17 protein-coding genes are annotated in these 18825 nt (G+C 70.0%); 7 read left to right on the top strand and 10 right to left on the bottom strand.

Features of this window, described 5'->3' with window-relative positions:
- Positions 1 to 5: 5 nt before the first annotated feature.
- The 10 genes from BM109_RS12760 to BM109_RS12715 form a co-directional block, all read right to left on the bottom strand.
- Positions 6 to 1031 carry a sugar ABC transporter substrate-binding protein gene (locus tag BM109_RS12760; RefSeq protein ID WP_093343233.1) on the bottom strand — a complete coding sequence of 342 codons (1026 nt, stop codon included), beginning with the start codon at positions 1029 to 1031 and terminating at the stop codon, positions 6 to 8.
- A 93-nt stretch (positions 1032 to 1124) separates the two neighbouring features.
- On the bottom strand, positions 1125 to 2102 hold the full coding sequence (locus BM109_RS12755; RefSeq protein ID WP_093343231.1) for an ABC transporter permease: 978 nt from the start codon (positions 2100 to 2102) through the stop codon (positions 1125 to 1127).
- A 16-nt stretch (positions 2103 to 2118) separates the two neighbouring features.
- A complete protein-coding gene (locus BM109_RS12750; protein ID WP_093343229.1) occupies positions 2119 to 4398 on the bottom strand; it encodes an AMP-binding protein in 2280 nt (759 codons plus the stop codon).
- A gap of 174 nt (positions 4399 to 4572) precedes the next feature.
- Positions 4573 to 5721, bottom strand: coding sequence for an acyltransferase family protein (locus BM109_RS12745; RefSeq protein WP_093343227.1), 1149 nt, complete (start codon positions 5719 to 5721; stop codon positions 4573 to 4575).
- On the bottom strand, positions 5718 to 6536 hold the full coding sequence (gene blaOXA / locus BM109_RS12740) for a class D beta-lactamase (RefSeq protein WP_093343225.1): 819 nt from the start codon (positions 6534 to 6536) through the stop codon (positions 5718 to 5720). Before blaOXA ends, BM109_RS12745 begins: the two co-directional genes overlap by 4 nt.
- Positions 6537 to 6647: 111 nt before the next feature.
- On the bottom strand, positions 6648 to 7019 hold the full coding sequence (locus BM109_RS12735; protein ID WP_093343223.1) for a VOC family protein: 372 nt from the start codon (positions 7017 to 7019) through the stop codon (positions 6648 to 6650).
- Between the two features lie 36 nt (positions 7020 to 7055).
- Positions 7056 to 7778 carry a helix-turn-helix transcriptional regulator gene (locus BM109_RS12730; RefSeq protein WP_093343221.1) on the bottom strand — a complete coding sequence of 241 codons (723 nt, stop codon included), beginning with the start codon at positions 7776 to 7778 and terminating at the stop codon, positions 7056 to 7058.
- Between the two features lie 44 nt (positions 7779 to 7822).
- Positions 7823 to 9448 carry a phospholipase D family protein gene (locus tag BM109_RS12725; RefSeq protein ID WP_093343219.1) on the bottom strand — a complete coding sequence of 542 codons (1626 nt, stop codon included), beginning with the start codon at positions 9446 to 9448 and terminating at the stop codon, positions 7823 to 7825.
- A gap of 67 nt (positions 9449 to 9515) precedes the next feature.
- Positions 9516 to 10511, bottom strand: coding sequence for a Bug family tripartite tricarboxylate transporter substrate binding protein (locus BM109_RS12720; RefSeq protein ID WP_093343217.1), 996 nt, complete (start codon positions 10509 to 10511; stop codon positions 9516 to 9518).
- A gap of 8 nt (positions 10512 to 10519) precedes the next feature.
- The gene (locus BM109_RS12715; RefSeq protein ID WP_177239326.1) at positions 10520 to 11635 is read right to left on the bottom strand and encodes an adenosine deaminase family protein; all 1116 of its coding nucleotides are present in this window, start codon (positions 11633 to 11635) and stop codon (positions 10520 to 10522) included.
- Between the two features lie 76 nt (positions 11636 to 11711).
- On the opposite strand from BM109_RS12715, the gene BM109_RS12710 reads away from it, so the two are divergent.
- The 7 genes from BM109_RS12710 to BM109_RS12680 all read left to right on the top strand — a co-directional run bounded on the left by BM109_RS12710 (position 11712) and on the right by BM109_RS12680 (position 18822).
- Positions 11712 to 12731 carry a LysR family transcriptional regulator gene (locus tag BM109_RS12710; RefSeq protein WP_093343213.1) on the top strand — a complete coding sequence of 340 codons (1020 nt, stop codon included), beginning with the start codon at positions 11712 to 11714 and terminating at the stop codon, positions 12729 to 12731.
- 80 nt (positions 12732 to 12811) lie between these two features.
- Positions 12812 to 13171, top strand: coding sequence for a hypothetical protein (locus tag BM109_RS12705; RefSeq protein WP_143129156.1), 360 nt, complete (start codon positions 12812 to 12814; stop codon positions 13169 to 13171).
- A gap of 137 nt (positions 13172 to 13308) precedes the next feature.
- Complete coding sequence (locus BM109_RS12700; RefSeq protein WP_256222528.1) at positions 13309 to 13953, top strand: aspartyl/asparaginyl beta-hydroxylase domain-containing protein; 645 nt, start codon at positions 13309 to 13311, stop codon at positions 13951 to 13953.
- A 3-nt stretch (positions 13954 to 13956) separates the two neighbouring features.
- Entirely contained in the window at positions 13957 to 15750 is a 1794-nt protein-coding gene (locus BM109_RS12695) for a hypothetical protein (RefSeq protein WP_143129155.1), read from the top strand.
- Positions 15717 to 16877: a hypothetical protein gene (locus BM109_RS12690; RefSeq protein ID WP_143129154.1), complete on the top strand. Its 1161-nt coding sequence runs from the start codon at positions 15717 to 15719 to the stop codon at positions 16875 to 16877. Before BM109_RS12695 ends, BM109_RS12690 begins: the two co-directional genes overlap by 34 nt.
- An 11-nt stretch (positions 16878 to 16888) precedes the next feature.
- Positions 16889 to 17260 carry an HAD family hydrolase gene (locus tag BM109_RS12685; RefSeq protein WP_093343206.1) on the top strand — a complete coding sequence of 124 codons (372 nt, stop codon included), beginning with the start codon at positions 16889 to 16891 and terminating at the stop codon, positions 17258 to 17260.
- Positions 17257 to 18822: a phosphotransferase gene (locus tag BM109_RS12680; protein ID WP_093343204.1), complete on the top strand. Its 1566-nt coding sequence runs from the start codon at positions 17257 to 17259 to the stop codon at positions 18820 to 18822. The genes BM109_RS12685 and BM109_RS12680 overlap by 4 nt, the downstream gene beginning before the upstream one ends.
- Positions 18823 to 18825: the final 3 nt, after the last annotated feature.

The raw sequence follows: 18825 nt of genomic DNA, 5'->3' as shown, positions 1-18825 counted from the left end.
CGGCGTCACTTGGCGGCGGTGAGCTTCCAGCAGGTGCCGTCGGCACCCGCGTTCTCCTTCGTGATCGGGATCAGCGTGGTGTAGATGTTCTGCTTGGCCGCGCCGGGCTTCATGCCGCCCTGCACCAGCCACTTGATCATGGCGGCCATGTTGGCGGCCTGCGTCGGCACGTCGTAGCTCACGTCGAGGTCGAAGGCGCCCGACTTGACCTGGTCGCAGGCGCCTTTCTGCTCGCCGCCGCCCGAGGTCGCGAGATAGACCTTGCCGGTCAGGCCCGCTTCCTTGATGGCGGCCGCGGTGCCGATGTCCATGCCGTCCCAGAAGCCGACGATGCCGCACAGGTCGGGGTTCTGCTTGAGCACCGTCTGCGTCAGGCCCTTGGCCTTGGCCGCGTCCCAGTCGGCGGCCTGGTTCGACACCACCTTGATCTGCGGGTTCTTCGCCAGCACGTTCTCCACGCCCTTGAGCGTGTAGGCGCTGGTGGCCGCGGTCGGCGCGCCCTGCACGATGGCGATCTTGTTCGACTTGCCCTTGCAGGCCTGCACCACCGCCTCGGCATTGCGCTCGCCCACGTCGACCCAGTCGGCGCCCACGAACACGGTCGAGGGCTGCACCGAGCGCATGTTGATCTGCACCACGTAGATGCCGTCCTCCTCGGCCTTCTTGATCAGCTTGGCGTAGGTCTGCACGTCGGGGTTGTGGATCACGATCACCGCGGGCTTCTCGGCCATCAGCGCGGTGAAGGCCTGCGCGCCGGCGTTGGTGTTCCAGTTGGGATCGCGCGCCACCACCTTCATGCCGGCGGGCTCGAGCTCCTTCTTGAGGCCGTTGTACCAGCCCTGCGCGAGGTCGAAGCCCATGGCCACCGGGATGTAGCCCACGGTCTTGCCGGCCAGCGACTTCTTGTAGCCGTCGCGGAAGGGCTCGTCGAGGCCCTTGCCCTGGGCGGCCGCGTGCTGCGATACGGCAACCAGTGCCAGCGCGATGCCCGCGAGCCTGGCGGACGCGGCGAGTGTGCGAACGAAGTGCATTGCATGTCTCCTTTTTCGGTGGTCTCGGATGACGCCAAAATCGCCTGGCGCCCGGCTTCGGAAAACAGGTGGGTCCGCTCGCGGACCCCGGGATCAGATGTCGCCCTGTTGCGCGGTCTCTTCGTTGCGCGGGTTGAGCATGGAGTCGATCAGGATCGCGGCCAGCAGCACCACGCCCTTGACGATGTTCTGCACGGAATAGGAGAGGTCCATGATCGTCATGCCGTTGAGCATGGTGCCGATCAGCAGCGTGCCGATCACGACGTTGAACACGCCGCCGCGGCCGCCCGACAGGCCGATGCCGCCGAGCACCACCACCAGCACCACGTCGTAGATCATGGTGGAGTTGAAGATCCGCGTCGGCATGCTGCTGACCGAGGCCGCCATCACCACGCCCGCGAACAGCCCGATCAGCGCTGCCAGCACGTACTGCAGCAGCACCATCGGCCGCGTCGGCAGGCCGGTGGCGCGCGCGGCGAAGGGGTTGTCGCCGATCGCGTAGACGAAGGCGCCCGCGCGCATGCGGCGCAGGAAGAAGGCCATGGCCGCGGCCGCCACGCCGAACATCACGACCGGCGTCGGCACGCCGGCCAGGGTGCCGCGGCCCAGCCAGGCCGCGGGGTCGAGCGCGGCCGGCCACTGCACCACCTCGAGCTGGAAGAAATAGGCCTGCCCCAGCCCCGCGAGAAAGAGCCCCGAGGCCAGCGTGGTGAACAGCGACGGCACCTCGGCATAGGCGATCAGCCAGCCGTTGACCAGCCCGAAGGCCAGCGCCAGGCCCAGCGCGATCAGGAAGGCCGAGCCGAGCGGATGGCCGTTCTGCACCAGCTGCAGCAGCAGGCCCGAGGGCACGGCCAGCGCGGCGATCATCGAGATGTCGATGCCGCGGCCGATCACCACCACCGCCATGCCCAGCCCCAGGATGCCGAGGAAGGCCACGTTCTGCACCAGCGTGAGCAGGTTGTCGATCTGCGCGAAGCCCGGCAGGAACGCCGCGAAGCCCGCGAACAGCAGCGCGAACAGCGCGGACACGATGCCTTGCTGCGTGGCCTTGAATTTCTTCGTCGTCATGGTGGGGCGCCTCGTTTCAGCTCAGGGCCGCGTGCAGCGACTGGCGCAGCTCGCGCTTCATGACCTTGCCGTTGAGGTTGCGCGGCAGCGCCTCGGTGCCGATGGTCCAGGTCTCGGGCACCGCGTAGTCCGACAGCCGCTCGGCGCAGAAGGCCTGCAGGGCCGCGGCCTGGGTGCGCTCGTCGAGCTCGCTCACGCAGACGAAGGCATGCACGCGCTCGCCGAGCACCGCGCAGGGCACGCCCACCAGCGCCGCCTCCACGATCTGCGGATGCTCCATCAGCGTGTTCTCGACCGTGGCGCAGAAGATCTTGTAGCCGCCGCGGTTGATCACGTCCTTCTTGCGGTCGAGGATGCGCACGTAGCCGTCGGCGTCCATGCTGCCGATGTCGCCCGAGCGCCAGTAGCCGCCGCGGAACTCGCTGGCCGTGGCCTGCGGGTTGCGCCAGTAGCCGGGCACCACCATCGGGCCCGCGATCCAGATCTCGCCGACCTCGCCGCGCGCCACCTCGTTGCCGTTCTCGTCGACCACGCAGATCTCGCCGCAGGGCACGGCCAGGCCCACGCTGTCGCGGTGCTCGGCCGTCATGCCGGGCGGCATGATGGTCGCGGGCGAGCAGGTCTCGGTGGCGCCGTAGGCGTTCATCAGGGTGAGGCCCGGCAGTCGCGCCGCGATGCCCTCGATGGTGGCGGTGGGCATCGAGGCGCCGCCGTAGGCACCGATGCGCCAGGCCGAGAGGTCGTGCGCCTGCAGGTCCGGCAGCAGCAGGCACAGGTTGTACATGGCCGGCACCATGATCGTGTGCGTGATGCGCTCGGCCGCCGCCAGCCGCGCGAACTCGGCCGCCTTGAACTGCGTCATCAGCACCGCGCAGCCGCGCGCATGCAGCATGGTGTAGAGCTGCGCCACCAGCCCGGTGACGTGGCTCAGCGGCACCGCCACGATGCTGCGGTCCGATTCGCCCAGGCTCATCGCGTGCACGAAGTGCATCACCGAGTGCGCGATGTTCAGGTGCGTGAGCATCGCGCCCTTGGGCTTGCCGGTGGTGCCCGAGGTGTAGAGCAGCACCGCGAGGTCTTCCTCGGCGGCCGCGTGCGCGCTGGCCAGCGGCTCGGCCTGCATCAGCGCGGTGAAGGATTCGAAGCCCGGCTGCGCGGCGCCGGTGCCGAAGCGCAGGCGCAGCAGCGGCAGCGCCTCGGGCGAGGGCACCAGCGCCTGCAGCTCCTGCGAGCAGACGATGGCCACCGCCTCGGCGTCGGCCAGCGAGAACTCGAGCTCGGCCGTGCGCGCCCGCGCGCTCACCGGCATCGCCACCGCGCCGAGCCAGGCGCAGGCGAACACCGCGATCGCGAACTCGGGCCCGTTCGAGAGGTAGAGCGCCACCCGGTCGCCCGGCTGCACGCCGCGCTGCGCGAGGCCGCCCGCGCACTTGGTGGTGGCATGGTGCAGCTCGCGCCAGCTCAGGCGCAGCGTGTCGCAGACCAGCGCCTCGCCCTCGGGCGAGAGCCGCACCGCGTCGGCCAGCATCTGGGCCACGTTGGCGGGCCGCTCGGCGAAGCAGCGCACCACGCGCTCGTTGAAGTGCACTTCACGTCGCATCTTGGGCATGGAATCTCCCCACTGGGACCACGAGGACGCGGAGCTTTGCGAGGGCCGCAGCTCCGTCGGGGCGCTGAGCACGCCGTGCATGAGCATCTCGATGCAGTGCCGCACGGCATCCTGCAGGCTGCGCGCCGGATGGCTGTCGGGCCGGTACCAGCGGCCGATGCCGCTGAGCGCGCCGACCACCGTGTACGAGGCCATCGCCGCGTCGCCGCGCGCGATCCAGCCCTCGGCCATGCCGGCCTCGATCAGCGCGCGGAACTCGGTGTCGATCTCGCCCTTGAGCGCGCGCAGCTCGCGCCGCCGCGGCTCGGCCAGCGGATCCTCGCCGACGCGGATCACGCACAGGCCGAAGTCGCTGGTCACGATGCCCGCGTAGTTCTCCATCGCCACGCGCAGCCGCTCGCGCGGCGGCAGCCCGCGCCGTGCCGCCTCGAGGATGCCCGCGCGCAGCGCCTCGAGCCCGCGCTGCACGCACTCGAACAGGATCTGTTCCTTGTTCTCGACGTAGTGGTAGACGGTGGGCTTGGTCACGCGCAGGCTGCGCGCGATGTCGTCGAGCGAGGTGCCCTGGAAGCCCTTGGTCGTGAACAGCCGCGCCGCCGCCAGCAGCACCGCGTCCTTCTTGGCATGGCGGTCCTGCTGCCGCTCTCCGCGGCTTTGCCAAGGCGATTCGACCAGCTCGGTAGACATTCGACTCCTGCGGCGACGACCAGGGACCGATGCCGCGCGGAGGCCGCGTGGCGCCTTGAGAACCGGGGGTTACTCGAAAGTACCCTGGTTGACTGGCGCGATTATTCGGAGCGACCGGGAAGGGCGGTTCGGGGAATTTCCCTTAGCTGCGGCGCACCAAAAAACCCGCGGGGTTCAGGCGCGTGAAGCGGACAAGCGGCTTCGCAGCCAGCGGTTCAACGGCTCGCTGTAGCAGCGCGCGATGGCGTCGCACAGCGCCATCGACAGCAGCAGGTAGCCACCGAGCAGCCACATCCTGTCGCCGCCGCTCGCGAGCGCGGGCGGGAACAGGGTCCGCAGCAGGCCGAGAACGATCAGGTGGAACAGGTAGAGCTCGTAGCTGCGCCGACCGAACCATCCGAAGGCGGCCGGGAGCCAGCGAGCGGGTGCCCATGCCGTGCCACCGTCCGCGGATCGATCGCTCATCGTCGCCAGAAGCACGGCCGTGCCCAGCGCCATCGCCGTGACGCCGAGCACGTGGCTCTGCGCGATCGGCCATCGCAGGTAGAGGACGACCATGGCGACCGCCACGGTCCACGACAGCAGCGTCTCGAGTCGCGTGGAGAGAACGAGCGAGTCCGCGAGCAACGCCGTGCAGCAACCGATCGCGATGCCGTCGAAGGCCGCGAAGTAGGCATAGAGGTAGCCGCCTTCATCGTCCTGGCGATGGAAGCGGTAGACCGGTGCCAGCACCGCGATCGCGAGCCAGAAGGCGACCAGCCGGCGCTCCCGGCGCAGCAGCGCGCAGAGGATCGGGAAGAAGAGATAGAAGACCTCCTCGACCGACAGCGACCACAGCACGCCGAGCGCGTAGTTGGTCCAGCCGTACTTGTCGACCACCACGTTCATCCAGAAGGTCAGCGAGGCGAGGTTGACCAGCCACAGCGGCAACGGGGTCGCACCTGCCGGCGCCCGGTTCTGGAAGATGGCCACGCCCGCCCAGGCCAGCAGGTTGACCGCGACCAGCAGGAGCAGCAGGCACGGCACGATGCGCGCCACGCGCAGGCCGTAGAAGGCGCGCGCCTTCACGTCCTGCAGCGCGCCCCAGCGGCGCTGCGCGTTCGAGGTGATCAGGAAGCCCGAGATCACGAAGAACATCGTGACGCCGTAGTTGCCGTTGCGCGCCACCGCGCGCACCGCTTCCCAGCCGAAGAGCTGCGACAGCACGGTGCCGTCGAGCCGGTAGGCGATGTTGAAGTGGTGGAACAGCACCAGCAGGATCGCGATGCCGCGCAGCACATCGATGCGCGTGCTGCGCGGCCCGAGGCTCGGTGCCGTCGTCATCTCGCGGCGGAACCGATCAGCGCGGGCAGGGCCGGCAGCAGCGCGTCGCGCGTGCGGACGCCCGGTGTCGTCGCCTGCTTCCGGTCGTCCTGCGTCAGCCGCGCGAACACCACCGTGCGCTCGCCGCGCGTGGCCCAGCCGACATACCAGCCATAGCCATGCGCTTCGTCGAGCGAGCCGTCGGCCTTCTTCGGGTAGGCCGCGCCGGTCTTGCCTTGCACCGTCCAGCCCTCGGGCAGCTCGGTCGTCTCCATCGAACGCCGCGTCATCTCGATCGCGTGCGGCGACACCGGCAGCCGGTTCGCCAGCAGCTTGCGCAGGAACTCGACCTGCTCGCGCGGCGAGATGCGCAGCGAGGAGGCGACCCATGAACGCTCGAGCCCGTTGTGCTTGCCCGGGTCGCCCGACACGTCGGCGTTGCCATAGCCGAAGTCCTTCGCATAGCGCGTGAAGCGCTCGGCGCCCAGCGATTCGGTCACCCGCTGCGAGAACCAGAAGACCGAGAGCTTGAGCCATCGCTGCGGGTCGGTCGGCTGCTTCCAGCCTTCGACCCAGGCCGGATAGCCTTCCTTGAAGGGCAGCACGGGGTCGTGTTCGTTCTCGAGGAAGCCCGCGTCGAAGCCCATCAGCGCGATCGCGATCTTGAAGGTGGAGGCGGGGGTGACGCGTTCGTCGCAGCGGCCTTGCTTCACGATGAACTGGCCGGTGGTCGCGTCGGCGATGGCGGTGCAGAGGGTGCGGGCTTGGGTGGTGGCTGCGAGGGGGGCGAGCAGGGCGAACAGGGCGATGGGCAGGAGGCGAAGCGGACTTTTCATGGAAGGGACTGGGAATGGATCGCCATCGTAGAAAAGACCGGCGTTCGTGTCCTCCGACTGGTAAGCGAGGGACGTCTCGGCCGTAACGCGTGTAACGCCGAAGGGCCCTCGCTAGTTCGCCGGCCTCGAAAACACATTCACCAGGCTCCCATCCGGATCGCGAAGCAACAGCGACCGGTTGCCCCACGGCATCGTGGTCGGCCGCATCACGACCTCGGCCGCTTCCTCCATGCGCGCCAGCGTGCCCTCGACATCGGCGACCTCGAACTCGATGATCGCCGAGCGGTTCGACGCGGCCGTCGCGGCCCCGGCGTTGACGCGCTGCACGAGATGCTCTTCGGAGATGGCCAGCGTCGCGCCCTCCAGCCGGATCTCCGCGAAGCCATCGGCCAGCCGGGTGGTCTCGGTGCCCGACAGGCGCGCGTAGAACGCAACGAGGGCTTCGAATTGTTGAGTGACTAGACGCACGGATGCAAACTTCACGCCGATCTCCTGAATGAATGAACGATGGGCGCGAGCTTAGGGAGAGGGCATGTCAGATTCCGGCAGTATCGTGCGGCCGCTTTCCTTCACGCGCTGCTGCCAGGCCTTGAGCAGCGCCTGGCGGCGCTGGGGGTAGCGCGCATCGAGCATCTCGGCGGCGAGGATGCGGTCGGCGCGGAAGTTGCGGAAGTCGTTGCGCAGTTCGCACCAGGCGCTGAGCACGCGCGACTGTTCGAAGTACACGAACGCGAAGGGCCAGATGACGCGTCGCGACGCGGTTCCATCGGGATCGCCGTAGCCGATCCGCAGCTTGTGCTCGGCACGGATCGCGGCGCGCAGCAGATCGGGTTCGACCGCGGCCGGCGCGCGCTTCGCTCCCACGGCCACGAGCAGCGCGGAGGCTTCGAGCTCGCGCTTCAGTTCGGGCGGCAGCACGGCGGCGATCTTCGCCATCGCATCGTGCGCGCCGGCCGACAGCGCCCTGTCGCCGCGGTCGGCCACCCAGCGCAGGCCCAGCGCGAGCGCCTCGATCTCCTCGGGGCCGAACATCAGCGGCGGCAGCACGTAGCCCGGCTGGAGCACATAGCCGAGGCCGGGCGAACCTTCGATCAGCGCGCCCTGCGACTGCAGGCTCGCGATGTCGCGGTACAGCGTGCGCAGGCTGATGCCGAGCTGCTCGGCCAGGGCCTGGCCGCTGATGGGCCGGCGATGGCGGCGCAGGGTCTGGAGCAGTGCGAGCAGGCGTTCGGAGCGGGACATGCGGGCATGGTAGTGGCCCGCTGCCTGGGTGCGGCGCGCGCCGGCTACAACTGGCTCTGCGGAATCAACGGCCCCAGCAGCCTCAGCTTGAAGCGCTGCCACGCCGTCGTCTCGGGCGGCACGTCGAACACGCGCGTGTCGTCGTCCTGGTCCACCCATTCGACGTTCCGGCCCTTCGCATCGAGCCGCAGCCGGTAGAAGCTGCGCGTGTCGGCAAAGCTCTCGAGCTGGCGCGCCATGTCGGGGCTGTCGATGATCAGGCCCAGCTCGGTATTGAGCCGCGCCGAGCGCGGGTCGAGGTTCATCGAGCCGAGGAAGACCTGGCGATGGTCGACGATGCCGTTCTTCATGTGCAGCGCGCCGGTGCCGTGGCCGAACAGGCCGAGCTTGCCGCGGTGCACGCTCAGCGAGGGGCTCAGCTCGTAGATGTCGACGCCGGCTTCGAGCAGCCGGTGGATGTGCGGCCAGTAGCCGACATAGACCCAGGGCTCGTCGGTGGAGGCCAGCGAGTTGGTGATGAGCTCGACCTGCAGGCCCTCGGCGCGCGCTTCCGCGAGGCTGAGGACCGCGGCGTCGGAAGGCACGAAGTAGGGCGACACCATCTTGATGGTGTGGCGCGCGGTCCGGAACCAGCGCACCACGGATTCGGTGACGGTGCCCTTGTTCGAGTTCTCGCGCTCGTTCCAGCCCTGGGTCTTGGTCAGCGGATCGAACAGCACGCGCGCGTCGGCCATGAGCAGCGGGCTCAGCCTGCGCTCCGCCAGCTCGAAGGGCAGGTTCATCATCGGCACCATCTCGAGCGGGATCGAGGCCGGCTCGCCCTCGGTCGCGTTGGGGATGATGCCGTCGTCGGGAATGCGCGGTGCCTGCGGCGGCCTGGCGGTGGCGGTGCGCTCCTCGAAGGCCTGCCGCAGCTGCGCCGGCGACAGGCTGCTGCGCGCGATGCGCTGCACGGGATAGACGGCCTCGCTGTTCCAGTAGTGGTCGAAGGCGTCGGAGAGTTCGCGCACCACCGGGCCCGCGGCGAACACGTCCATGTCGATGAAGTTGCTGGCGCTGGCGTTCATCACGTACTCGTCGGCCATGTTGCGCCCGCCGGCCACGGCGGCGGCGTTGTCGGCCACGAACAGCTTGTTGTGCATGCGCCGGTTGATGCGCTCGAAATCCATGGCCGAGGCGGCGAAGCGCGTGAGGTCGCTGCCGCGGCCGGCCGGGAAGGGATTGAACAGGCGCACCTCCACGTTCGGATGGCTGGCCAGCCCGAGCAGCAGTTCGTCCTCGCCGGTGGTGTAGAGATCGTCCACCAGCAATCGCACGCGCACGCCGCGCGCGGCGGCATCGCGCAGCGCGCGCATCAGGGCGCGGCCGGTGTTGTCGCCGGCCAGCAGGTAGTACTGCACGTCGAGGCTGCGGGTGGCGAGCTTCGCGAGTTCGATGCGGCTGGCGAAGGAGGTCGGGCCGTAGGGCAGCAGGCGAAAGCCCGATGCGTTGCCCGGTGCCAGTGCCTGCTGCGCGATGGCGTTCAGCGGCGTGGCGGCGTAGTCGGCGATCGCGGCGACGGGCGCCTGCGCCACGGGCGGCGGCAGGCTGGCGCAGGCGCCGAGCAGGGCGGGCAGCAGCAGGGCCGCGAGCAGCAGGCGAAGGCGCGGGAGCGGGGACGCGGTCGGCATGGGGTCGATCTCCGAAGGCCGGTGACGGTGCGGCGATCGATCATGCGCCATGGCGGCCGCGCCGCGCTCATTCCTTGATGTTGGCGGTCTGCACGATCTTCTGGTTGCGCGCGTACTCGGCCTGCACGAAGCGGCCGAAGGCTTCGGGCGTGCCGCTGCCCGGCAGCGCGCCCTGTTCGGCGAGCTTGGTACGCACGCCTTCCTCCTGCAGCACGGCCTCGAGTTCCTGGTTGATGCGCGCGACGATGGCGGGTGGCGTCTTCGCGGGCGCGAAGATGCCGGACCAGCTCACCATGTCGAAGCCCTTGAGGCCGGGCATCTCGTCGAAGGTGGGCACGCCGGGCAGCGCGGGCAGGCGCTTGGCGCCGGTGATGCCGAGCGCCTGCAGCCGCTTGCCGTTGACGTGCGGGATGGCGCTGGTGCTCACGAGCATCGCGAGGTCGACCTGGTCGCCGATCACGTCGGTGGCGATCTGCGCGCCGCCGCGGTAGGGCACGTGGGTCACGAAGATGCCGCTGCGCTGCTTGAGCAGTTCCATCGCGAGCTGCAGCACGGTGCCCACGCCCGAGGTGGCGTAGTTGTACTTGCCGGGCGCGGCCTTGGCGAGCTGCACGAAGTCGGCGTAGCTCTTCGCGGGCAGGCCGGGGCGCGCCACCAGCACCATCGGCGCGGTGTTGAGCAGGCCGACCGGCGCCAGGTCCTTGAGCGGATCGAAGCGGAAGGCCGAGGGGTTGACCAGCCGGCCGATGGCGATCGCGCTGTCGGGACCGACCACCAGCGTGTAGCCGTCGGGCGCGGCGGCCACGGCCTTGGCCACGCCGATGGCGCCACCGGCACCGGCCACGTTGTCGATCACCACCGCCTGCTTGAACCGCTCGGCCAGCCGCGTGGCGACCAGGCGCGCGTTGACGTCGACGCTGCCGCCCGCGGTGTAGGGAACGATCAGCGTGATCGGCTTGGCCGCGGGCCAGGCCGGCTGGGCCGAGGCCATGGTGGGCAGCAGGGCGGGCAGGGCGGCGCAGAGCGTCGCGGCCACGAGCAGGGGACGGCGGAGGTGGTTCATGGCGGGCTTCAGGCGTGGGCTTGGGAAGAGGGCGGCGCATCGTCGAGGCGGCTGCGCAGGTGGTCGAAGGCGTCGCTCCATTGCGCGCGCCAGTCGCGGCGCTGCGTCTCGTCGATCCAGGCGCCGTCGAGGCCGTTGAGCATGAAGCCGCGCAGGTCGTCGAGGCCGAAGCCGAAGTCGCGCACCATCATCAGCCAGGCCTGCGTGGGCGTGACCTTGTGCAGGGTCGGGTCGTCGGTGTTGGGATGGATGCGCAGGCCCAGGCCCGGCATGCGGCGGATCGGATGGTCGAGCGCCCAGCGCTCGGGCGGCAGGGTGCGCAGGTAGTAGGAATTGGTCGGCACCACGGTGAACAGCACGCCGCGCTCGGCGCATTCGCGCGCGAACTCGGGTGCGTCGACCACGGTGTAGCCATGGTCGATGCGGTCCACGCGCAGCACGTCGAGCGCGGTGCGCACGTTGGTCCAGGGCATGCCGAACTCGCCGGCATGCGCGGTGGTGCGCAGGCCGACCTGCCGCGCGCGCGCATAGGCCTCGGTGAAGAGCTCGGGCGGGCGATCGACCTCGCGGTAGTCGATGCCGATGCCGATCGCTTCGTCGCAGCGGTTCGCGGCCATCCACTCGACCATCTCGAGCGCGGCCGCGGGCGAGGCCTCGCGGTCGATGGCGCCGATCAGCCGGCCGTCGATGCCGAACTGCTGCTTCGCATCGCGGATCGCGCGCACGATCGCGCCCTGCGCGAGCGCATAGGGGATGCCCGACACCTGCACCGTGCCGGTCGGGTTCCACGAGAACTCTGCATGGCGCACGTTGTGCTGCGCGGCGTCCTGCAGGTATTCGAGCGTGAGCTGGTGCAGGTCGTCGGGGTTGCGCACCAGCTCGGCGTCGAGCGCGCGCAGCACGCGCAGCACGCCCACGGGCTTCTCGCCGCGCGTGTAGAAGCCCTCGATCTCGTCGGCCGCCAGCGGCGAGCCGGCACGCAGGTTGAGCTGCTTGAAGGTCTCGTGGCGCACGGTGCCGAACAGGTGGCAGTGCAGCTCGACCTTGGGAATGGCGCGCAACAGGGCTTCGAGGTCGAAGCCGTGGGCGGCGGAAGACGGGCTGGCGGAGGGGCTGGCGGTCATGCGGGCCAGTCTAGTGAGGGCGAGGCGATAAGGAAAATTTTGAATTTCTATAATTTGATTCGCCCGATCTATAAGCATGGCCACCTCCCCGCGCGCTCCCAAGCCCTTGCCGGCGCCCGAACCGGCCGCGTCCTCGCTGCCGCTGCGTGCGCTCACGCTGCGCCAGCTGCAGTGCTTCTCGGTGCTGGTCGAGGAGGCGCACTTCGGCCGTGCCGCGCGGCGGCTGGCCATCACCCAGCCCGCGCTCAGCAATGCGATCAAGCAGATCGAGAAGCTGCTGGGCGCGCAACTGCTCACGCGCTCCACGCACCGCGTCGAGCTCACGCCGCTGGGCGCAGAGGTGCTGGCGCGCACCGACTTCCTGGTCCACACGGTCGAGGTGGCGCTGCGCGACATCGAGAGCACGGTGCGGCGCGGCCGGGCCTTCGTGCGCATCGGCGTGATCCCCTCGGCCGCCGCGCGCGTGGCCGCGGCCGCGAGCGAGTTCGCGGCGGCGCACGCCGAGCGCCTCGGCGAGGTCGAGCTGTCGTGGCGCGATGCGCCCTCGACCGCGCTGCTCGCCGAACTGCGCAGCGGCCAGCTCGACATGGCGGTGGCCGCCATCACCGAGCCGCCGGGCGGGCTCGAATGCGTGGACCTGTTCCGCGACCCGCTGGTGCTGGTGGTGCGGCGCGACCATGCGCTGGCCGCGGCCGGCGAAACGGACTGGGAGCGCATCGGCCGCGAGCGGCTGGTGCTGTTCGAGAGCGGCAGCATGCCGGCGCTCGGCAATCCCGCGCGCGCGCAGTTCGCGCAGGGGCTCGAGCCCTTGCGCGTGAGCTATTCCGAAACCCTCTATGCGCTGGTGCGCGGCGGGCAGGCGCTGGGACTGATGCCGCGCCTGTACACGGCCTCGCTGCGCGATCCCGAACTGGTGGTGCTGGCGCTGTCGAAGCCGCGCATCGAGCGCCGCGTGGTGCTGGCCTACCTGCCGGGGCCGATGCGCAACGTGGCGGCGCAGGCGCTGATCGACTTCCTGCGCGAGCGCCTGCCGCAGGCCGGCGAACGGCCGGTGCGGCGGGTCGCCAAGGGTGCGAGAACCCACCGTAAACCGTAGTTCTCAGTGCGCCGAATACCTGCGTAAAGGTCAACGAATTGTTTCTTAGACAGGGTATCTGCCGCTAAGATTTCGCGGTCATGTCTCGCCCGCTCATCGCGCTCGTCCTCGCGGTCCTTCTGTGCTGTCAGGCCGTGGTGGTGTTCGCGCAGATCCTCGTCGAAGCGGGCCTGCATCACGACCTCGTCGCGCAGACGCTGTGGTCGGATGCCTCGGCCTCCAGCGATGACTTTCCGCGCGGCGCGGGCACCTCCGTGTCCGCCTCGGTGTCCACCGACGACACGGACATCGGCCACGGCATCGAGGTCGCGTTCGAGGGCTACGCGCTCGAACTGATCGTGCTGCCCGGCGTGTTGCCGCGCTCCTTCGCCTCCTTCTCCTCCTCGACCTTCCTCGCGCCGCCCAAGCGGCCGCCACGGATTTCCGCCTTCCTCGCCTAGGTCCGGCCCCGTGCCCGGATCGCGCTGCCGCTTCGGCGTTCAGCGCCTGCGCAGCCATTGCGCATCGCCCGCCGCGCGCGGGCCGGCGCCATCGTCCGCGATGGCCATTCATCCAGAGGAACCGAGGAGAGAGAGCCGTGAACCAATCCAAGGACGTCATGTTCGCCCGGCTGGCGAACTTCAAGATCGACATCGACGCGCTGCGCGCCCACTTCGAACAGCACGTGCGCCAGCTGCCGTCGACGCAGTACCGCGACAACCGCGTCGACTACATCGGCTGGGCCGTGACCAGCCGCGACGGCACGCTGATCGACGGCATCCGCCGCATCAATCCCAATGCCGCCATGCCCAGCCGCGGCACGCAGCCCACCGATGCCTGCTCGGGCTGCCTGGCCGAGGTGATGGACGCGCTGTCGGCGCGCGGCCTCAAGCCCTTTCGCGCGCGCATCATGCAGCTCGAGAGCGAAGGCGACGAGATGCCGCTGCACACCGACGCCGTGCGAGAGGCCTGGCGCCTGCACGTGCCGATCGTCACCAACCCCAACTGCTTCTTCGAATGGCAGCGCGCCGACGGCAGCATCGAGAGCGTGCACCTGCCGGCCGACGGTTCGGCCTGGCTGGTGCGCGTGGACGTGCACCACCGTGCCGTCAACCGCAGCAACCAGCCGTCGAGCCGCGCCCACCTGCTGATGAGCCTCGAGACGCCGCCGCCGATCGGCATGCTGGCCGCGCCCTGGCTGCCGGTGGTGCGCGAGGCCGAAGCCGTCGCGCTGGCGGCCTGAGCGATGTGGCGGGAAGACGCACCGCTCGAAGCGATCGCTTCCGGGGCCTGGACCTCGGTCGCCGACATGGAGGCCGCGCTGGCGGCCGTCGCGCGCGCGGACCAGCATGAGCTGAGCCTGTACCGGCTGCGCCGCGCGCTCGGCGAGGGCCATGCGTTCGAGAAGGAGATCGTGCTGCGCTACCACGAGGCGCTGGTGCTCTCGGGCAACGTCGCGGCGGCGCTCGAGCTGCGCGGCGGCGAGACCTGGGCGCGCCACTTTCCCGCCCAGGGCGAGATGGACGCGGGCGCGGTGCAGATGATCGCGGGCCAGATCGATGGCCATGCGGCCCGGCTGGCCCAGGCCCTCGAAGCCTTTCCCTTCGCCTTCGCGAGCTTCCTCGCGGGCCTCAAGCGGCACCAGGGCGCGAGCTACCGCAGCCTGGCCGGCGTGGCCCGGCCGCTGTTCGAGCACCGGGCCTTCGCCGATCCGCGCGACCGCACCGCGCTGATGCTCGCGGTCGAGGGCTTCCGCGGCTACGGCGACGACCTGCGGCGCGAGATGCTGGTCGAGCTGTTCCAGCGCTGCGACCACGAGACGCTGTGCCGCTTCTTCCAGAGCGTGCTGCCGGCGAACGGCGCGCTGCTGCGCGCCTTCGCGCACGACCTGCTGGAGGACGCGCAGGGCCTGCGCTGCCTGAGCGACGCGGCGATCTGCCGGCTGCTGATCCTCGGCTATGGCCTGTTCGACGAGGCGCTGTACGAGCGCATCCTCGCGCAGGTGCGCAGCCTGCCGCCGGCCGAGGGAGGCAAGCAGGCGAGGCAGGCGCGCGCCAGCGCGAGGATCGCGCGCGCCTTCGAATCCGGCGCGGCGCGGGCCGAGCCCTCGACGCCGGCCGCCTGCGCGCCGCTGCGCATCGCCGTCTGCGTATCGGGCCAGATGCGCGGCTATGCGGCCGCCTTCCAGACCTGGAAGCACCTGGGGCTGGACGGCCACCAGGTGAAGTACTTCGTCCATACCTGGGAGGACACGGGCTGGCGCTTTCCCGATCCGATGTCGGGCAACGGCGTGGACCGGATCTTCAAGTTCGCGCCCTTCGCCGAGGCCTACCGGCAGGCCGGCTTCCGCTACGGGCTGGCCGCGATGAAGAAGGCCTATCCGAATTTCTTCGCCAGGCTCGAGGTGTCGTCGACGCTCGGCGAGGCGGACCTGCGCGCGGTGTACGGCGCCGACGCGGTGGTGGCGATCGAGAACCACCGGCGGCCCGAGTTCGAGCACGACACGAACAACCAGCTCAAGATGTTCTACAAGATCCAGGAAGCGCACCGCCTGATGCTGGAGGACGGCGGCGACTACGACCTGGTGATCCGGATCCGGCCCGACCGCGCCTTCCGCGCCGGCACGGCCGCGCCCGACTGGGCCGGCATGGCCGAGGCCTGCCGCCGTCAGCGCGTGCTGTTCTTCAACCACCTCGCGGTGACCAAGACGCTCTATGCCGGCGACCAGTTCGCGGTCGGCTCGCCCGAGGCCATGGGCTGCTATGCCAACACGCTGGGGCTGCAGACCCAGGCGATCCGCGAGAACTGGTTCGGCTTTCCGAAGCGGCTGCGCTCGCACTGTTCGCTCGCGCATGCGCTGCTGTTCCAGGGGGTGCGGCGGCGGCCGCTCGAAAACATCCATGCCGTCGAGGCCGTGCCCGCCGCCGCCTATGGCCGCGGCGAGCTGCGCGCGATGCTGTCGGCCGACCTGCCCGCGGGCCCGGCCAGCGAGATGGACCGCCTGTTGTGGAACGCTCTCGCCGGCGCGGCGCCGCGGTGACACGGGTGCGTCGCATGCAGGCCGTGCTGGCCCTGTCGGTGCTGTGGGCCCTGTTCCTCGGGCTGCTGCCGGGCGCGGCGCGCGCGCAGGACCAGGCCGACCGCGAGCCGGGCCTGCAGCAGGGGCCCGAGGGCGCGGGCTGCCGCATCTCGAAGAACGCGCACCGGCTGGCGCTGACGCAGCGCCACGAGTTCAACGGCATCCGCGTCTTCTATGCACTCGACGGGCCGCATGCGCTCTACACCGGCGTCGACCTCAACGGCAACGGCGTGCCCGACATGGTCGAGGACGCCGCGCTGCACCTGGACACCGTGCGCCGCATCTACCTGGCCAACGGCTTTCGCGATCCGCTGCGCAGTCCGCGCTTCAGGCAGGCCGAGACGATCGACATCGACCTGCTGAACTTCGATGCCTACAGCCCCGGCGTCGCGGACAAGCGCGGGCTCTCGTTCTCGGCCGTGATCCGCTATCCCGGCAGCCGCGCGCGCGCCGACCGCTGCACGCTCTCGATCGCCATCAACGCCGCGCTCGCGGGCAACCACGAGCGGGTGAAGGACTACCTGATCCCGCACGAGCTGTTCCACCTGTTCCAGTACGGCCACGCGATGTTCCGCGCCAGCTGGTACCTCGAGGGCATGGCGAAGTGGGCCGAGTGGGTGACGCTGGCCGAGAACCGGCGCAACCCCACCTTGTGGAGCACGCCGCTGCCGGCCACGCCCACCGAACTGCGCGCGCGCGTGTTCGCCAACCCCAATCCCTACGACGTGCGCCATTTCTGGAACCGGCTGGCCGAGCTGGCCAAGGCCGGCGAACCGCCGATGGCCATGCCCGACGAGCTGCGCGCGCGCCGCTTCGCCGACGGCAGCCCGGTGGTGCGCGACGAGATCTGGCGCGGCCATGCGCTGATGCTGCGCATCCTGCAGGCCTTCGGCGAGGAGACCGAGGCCGTGGCGCGCGAGCGCGGCCTGCCGCCGTACCAATGGCCCGACGCCGACCAGCGCGACACGGCGCACAACCCTCGGCTGATGCGCGTGGTGCAGCGCGCGGTGGCCGCCACCGGCATACGCCACAACGACGAAATCGCGCGCTTCCTGGCCATCGACCCGGCCGCCGCGAACCAGAATTAGAGGAGCCCCACTTGAAACGCCTGATCTTCGACCTGGACCACACGCTGTGCGTGGCGGAGCAGAAGGACTACCCCAATGCCCGCCCGCGCGAGGACATGATCGAGCGGCTGCGCAGCTACCGCGAGCAGGGCTTCGCGATCTCGATCTACACCAGCCGCAACGTCAACAGCTTCGGCGGCAACGTCGGCCGCATCAACGCCCACACGCTGCCGATCATCATCGACTGGCTGGCCCGCCACGACGTGCCCTACGACGAGATCCACGTCGGCAAGCCCTGGTGCGGCGAGGAGGGCTTCTACGTCGACGACCGCGCGATCCGGCCCTCGGAGTTCCTCAAGTACAGCCGGGAGGAGATCGACCGGCTGCTGGAGCACGAGAAGTGATCGTCGTCACCTCGGCGGCCTACGTCGACTCCGAGCTGCAGTCGGAGTTCGGCCGCCTGCCGCCGGCCTTCCTGCCGGTGGCCAACCACCGGCTGTTCGTGCACCAGGCCGCGCTGCTGGCAAGGCACTTCCCGGGCGAGCCCATCTACCTCTCGCTGCCCGAGAGCCATGCCGTCTCGCACCGCGACGCGCAGGCGCTCGAGGCGCATGCGATCCAGGTGCTGCGCGTGCCCGACGGGCTCACGCTGGCCGACTCGCTGCTGTTCTCGATCAACACCGTGGGCCGCTACGACGACGGCATGCGGCTGTTGCTGGGCGACACGCTGATCAGCGACCTGCCGACCGGCTGGGACTGCCTGAGCGTGGCCGAGTCGGCCGACGACTACGACTGGCAGGTGGACCACGGCTCGGAGACCGCGGTGCGCGTGTGGTGCGGCTACTTCGCGTTCCAGTCGGTCAGCCGGCTCGCCAAATGCCTGGTGGCCGCGCGCGGCTCGTTCGAGCGCGCGGTCTCGGCCTACGACGAGGCCTGCTACCTGCAGCGCGTGCAGACCGCGCAGTGGTCGGACTTCGGCCACGTCAACACCTTCTACCGCTCGCGCGCGCGCATCACCACGCAGCGCGCCTTCAACGACCTCGCCATCGGCGACCGGCGCGTGCGCAAGACCGGCAGCCAGCCGCGCAAGCTCGAGGCCGAGGCACGCTGGTTCGAGGCGCTGCCGCCGCGGCTGCGCGTGTACGTCCCGCAACTGCTCGATCGCGGCGCGGTCGAGGACGGGGACGGTGGCTATGGCTACGAACTCGAGTACCTGTGCATGGCGCCGCTCAACGAGCTCTACGTGCACGGCCGCAACTCCACTGCCTTCTGGTCGCGCGTGTTCAGGCACCTGGCCGACTGGCTGGCGGCCTGCCAGACGGCGGTGCCGCTGGGCGAGCGCGAGCGCCAGGCGGTGGCGCAGGACAGCCGCGGCATGCTGGGCGACAAGACGCGCGCGCGGCTCGATGCCTATGCCACGGCGAGCGGGATGAACCTGTCGGCGCCGACGCGGCTCAACGGGCGCGCGCTGCCATCGCTGGCCGAGATCCTCGAGCGCTGCCTCGAGGCCGCGGCGCGCGTGCCGCTGGTGCCGGGCGTGATGCACGGCGACCTGTGCTTCAGCAACATCCTGTTCGACACCCGCTCGGACTGCATCAAGCTGATCGATCCGCGCGGCCTCAATTTCCGCGACGAGCCGCGGCTCGTCGGCGACCTGCGCTACGACCTCGCCAAGCTCGCGCATTCGGTGCTGGGGCTGTACGACTACATCGTGGCCGATGCCTTCGAGATCGACGACGGGACGGGGCTGGATTTCCGCCTGCGCATCCATGCCGACGAGGACGTGGCCGCGATCCAGAAGCTGTTCGCGGCGCTGCCGCTGCTCAACGGCATGACCGCGCGCCACGTGGCGCCGATCACGGTGCTGTTGTTCCTGTCGATGCTGCCGCTGCACCAGGACGCGCCGCGCCGCCAGCGCGCGATGCTGGCCAATGCGCTGCGCCTGTACGAACAGATGGAGCACTGAGCG

This window comes from Variovorax sp. PDC80 (assembly GCF_900115375.1).
Lineage (GTDB): Bacteria > Pseudomonadota > Gammaproteobacteria > Burkholderiales > Burkholderiaceae_C > Variovorax.
The sequence above is the reverse complement of the archived record's forward strand: the minus strand, read 5'-3'. Positions and strand labels throughout refer to the sequence as shown.

Excerpts from the sequence above, each read along its gene's own strand:
- BM109_RS12760 (WP_093343233.1), bottom strand. The coding sequence starts at position 1,031 with ATGCACTTCGTTCGCACACTCGCCGCGTCCGCCAGGCTCGCGGGCATC.
- BM109_RS12755 (WP_093343231.1), bottom strand. The coding sequence starts at position 2,102 with ATGACGACGAAGAAATTCAAGGCCACGCAGCAAGGCATCGTGTCCGCG.
- BM109_RS12750 (WP_093343229.1), bottom strand. The coding sequence starts at position 4,398 with ATGTCTACCGAGCTGGTCGAATCGCCTTGGCAAAGCCGCGGAGAGCGG.
- BM109_RS12745 (WP_093343227.1), bottom strand. The coding sequence starts at position 5,721 with ATGACGACGGCACCGAGCCTCGGGCCGCGCAGCACGCGCATCGATGTG.
- blaOXA (WP_093343225.1), bottom strand. The coding sequence starts at position 6,536 with ATGAAAAGTCCGCTTCGCCTCCTGCCCATCGCCCTGTTCGCCCTGCTC.
- BM109_RS12730 (WP_093343221.1), bottom strand. The coding sequence starts at position 7,778 with ATGTCCCGCTCCGAACGCCTGCTCGCACTGCTCCAGACCCTGCGCCGC.
- BM109_RS12725 (WP_093343219.1), bottom strand. The coding sequence starts at position 9,448 with ATGCCGACCGCGTCCCCGCTCCCGCGCCTTCGCCTGCTGCTCGCGGCC.
- BM109_RS12720 (WP_093343217.1), bottom strand. The coding sequence starts at position 10,511 with ATGAACCACCTCCGCCGTCCCCTGCTCGTGGCCGCGACGCTCTGCGCC.
- BM109_RS12715 (WP_177239326.1), bottom strand. The coding sequence starts at position 11,635 with ATGACCGCCAGCCCCTCCGCCAGCCCGTCTTCCGCCGCCCACGGCTTC.
- BM109_RS12710 (WP_093343213.1), top strand. The coding sequence starts at position 11,712 with ATGGCCACCTCCCCGCGCGCTCCCAAGCCCTTGCCGGCGCCCGAACCG.
- BM109_RS12705 (WP_143129156.1), top strand. The coding sequence starts at position 12,812 with ATGTCTCGCCCGCTCATCGCGCTCGTCCTCGCGGTCCTTCTGTGCTGT.
- BM109_RS12695 (WP_143129155.1), top strand. The coding sequence starts at position 13,957 with ATGTGGCGGGAAGACGCACCGCTCGAAGCGATCGCTTCCGGGGCCTGG.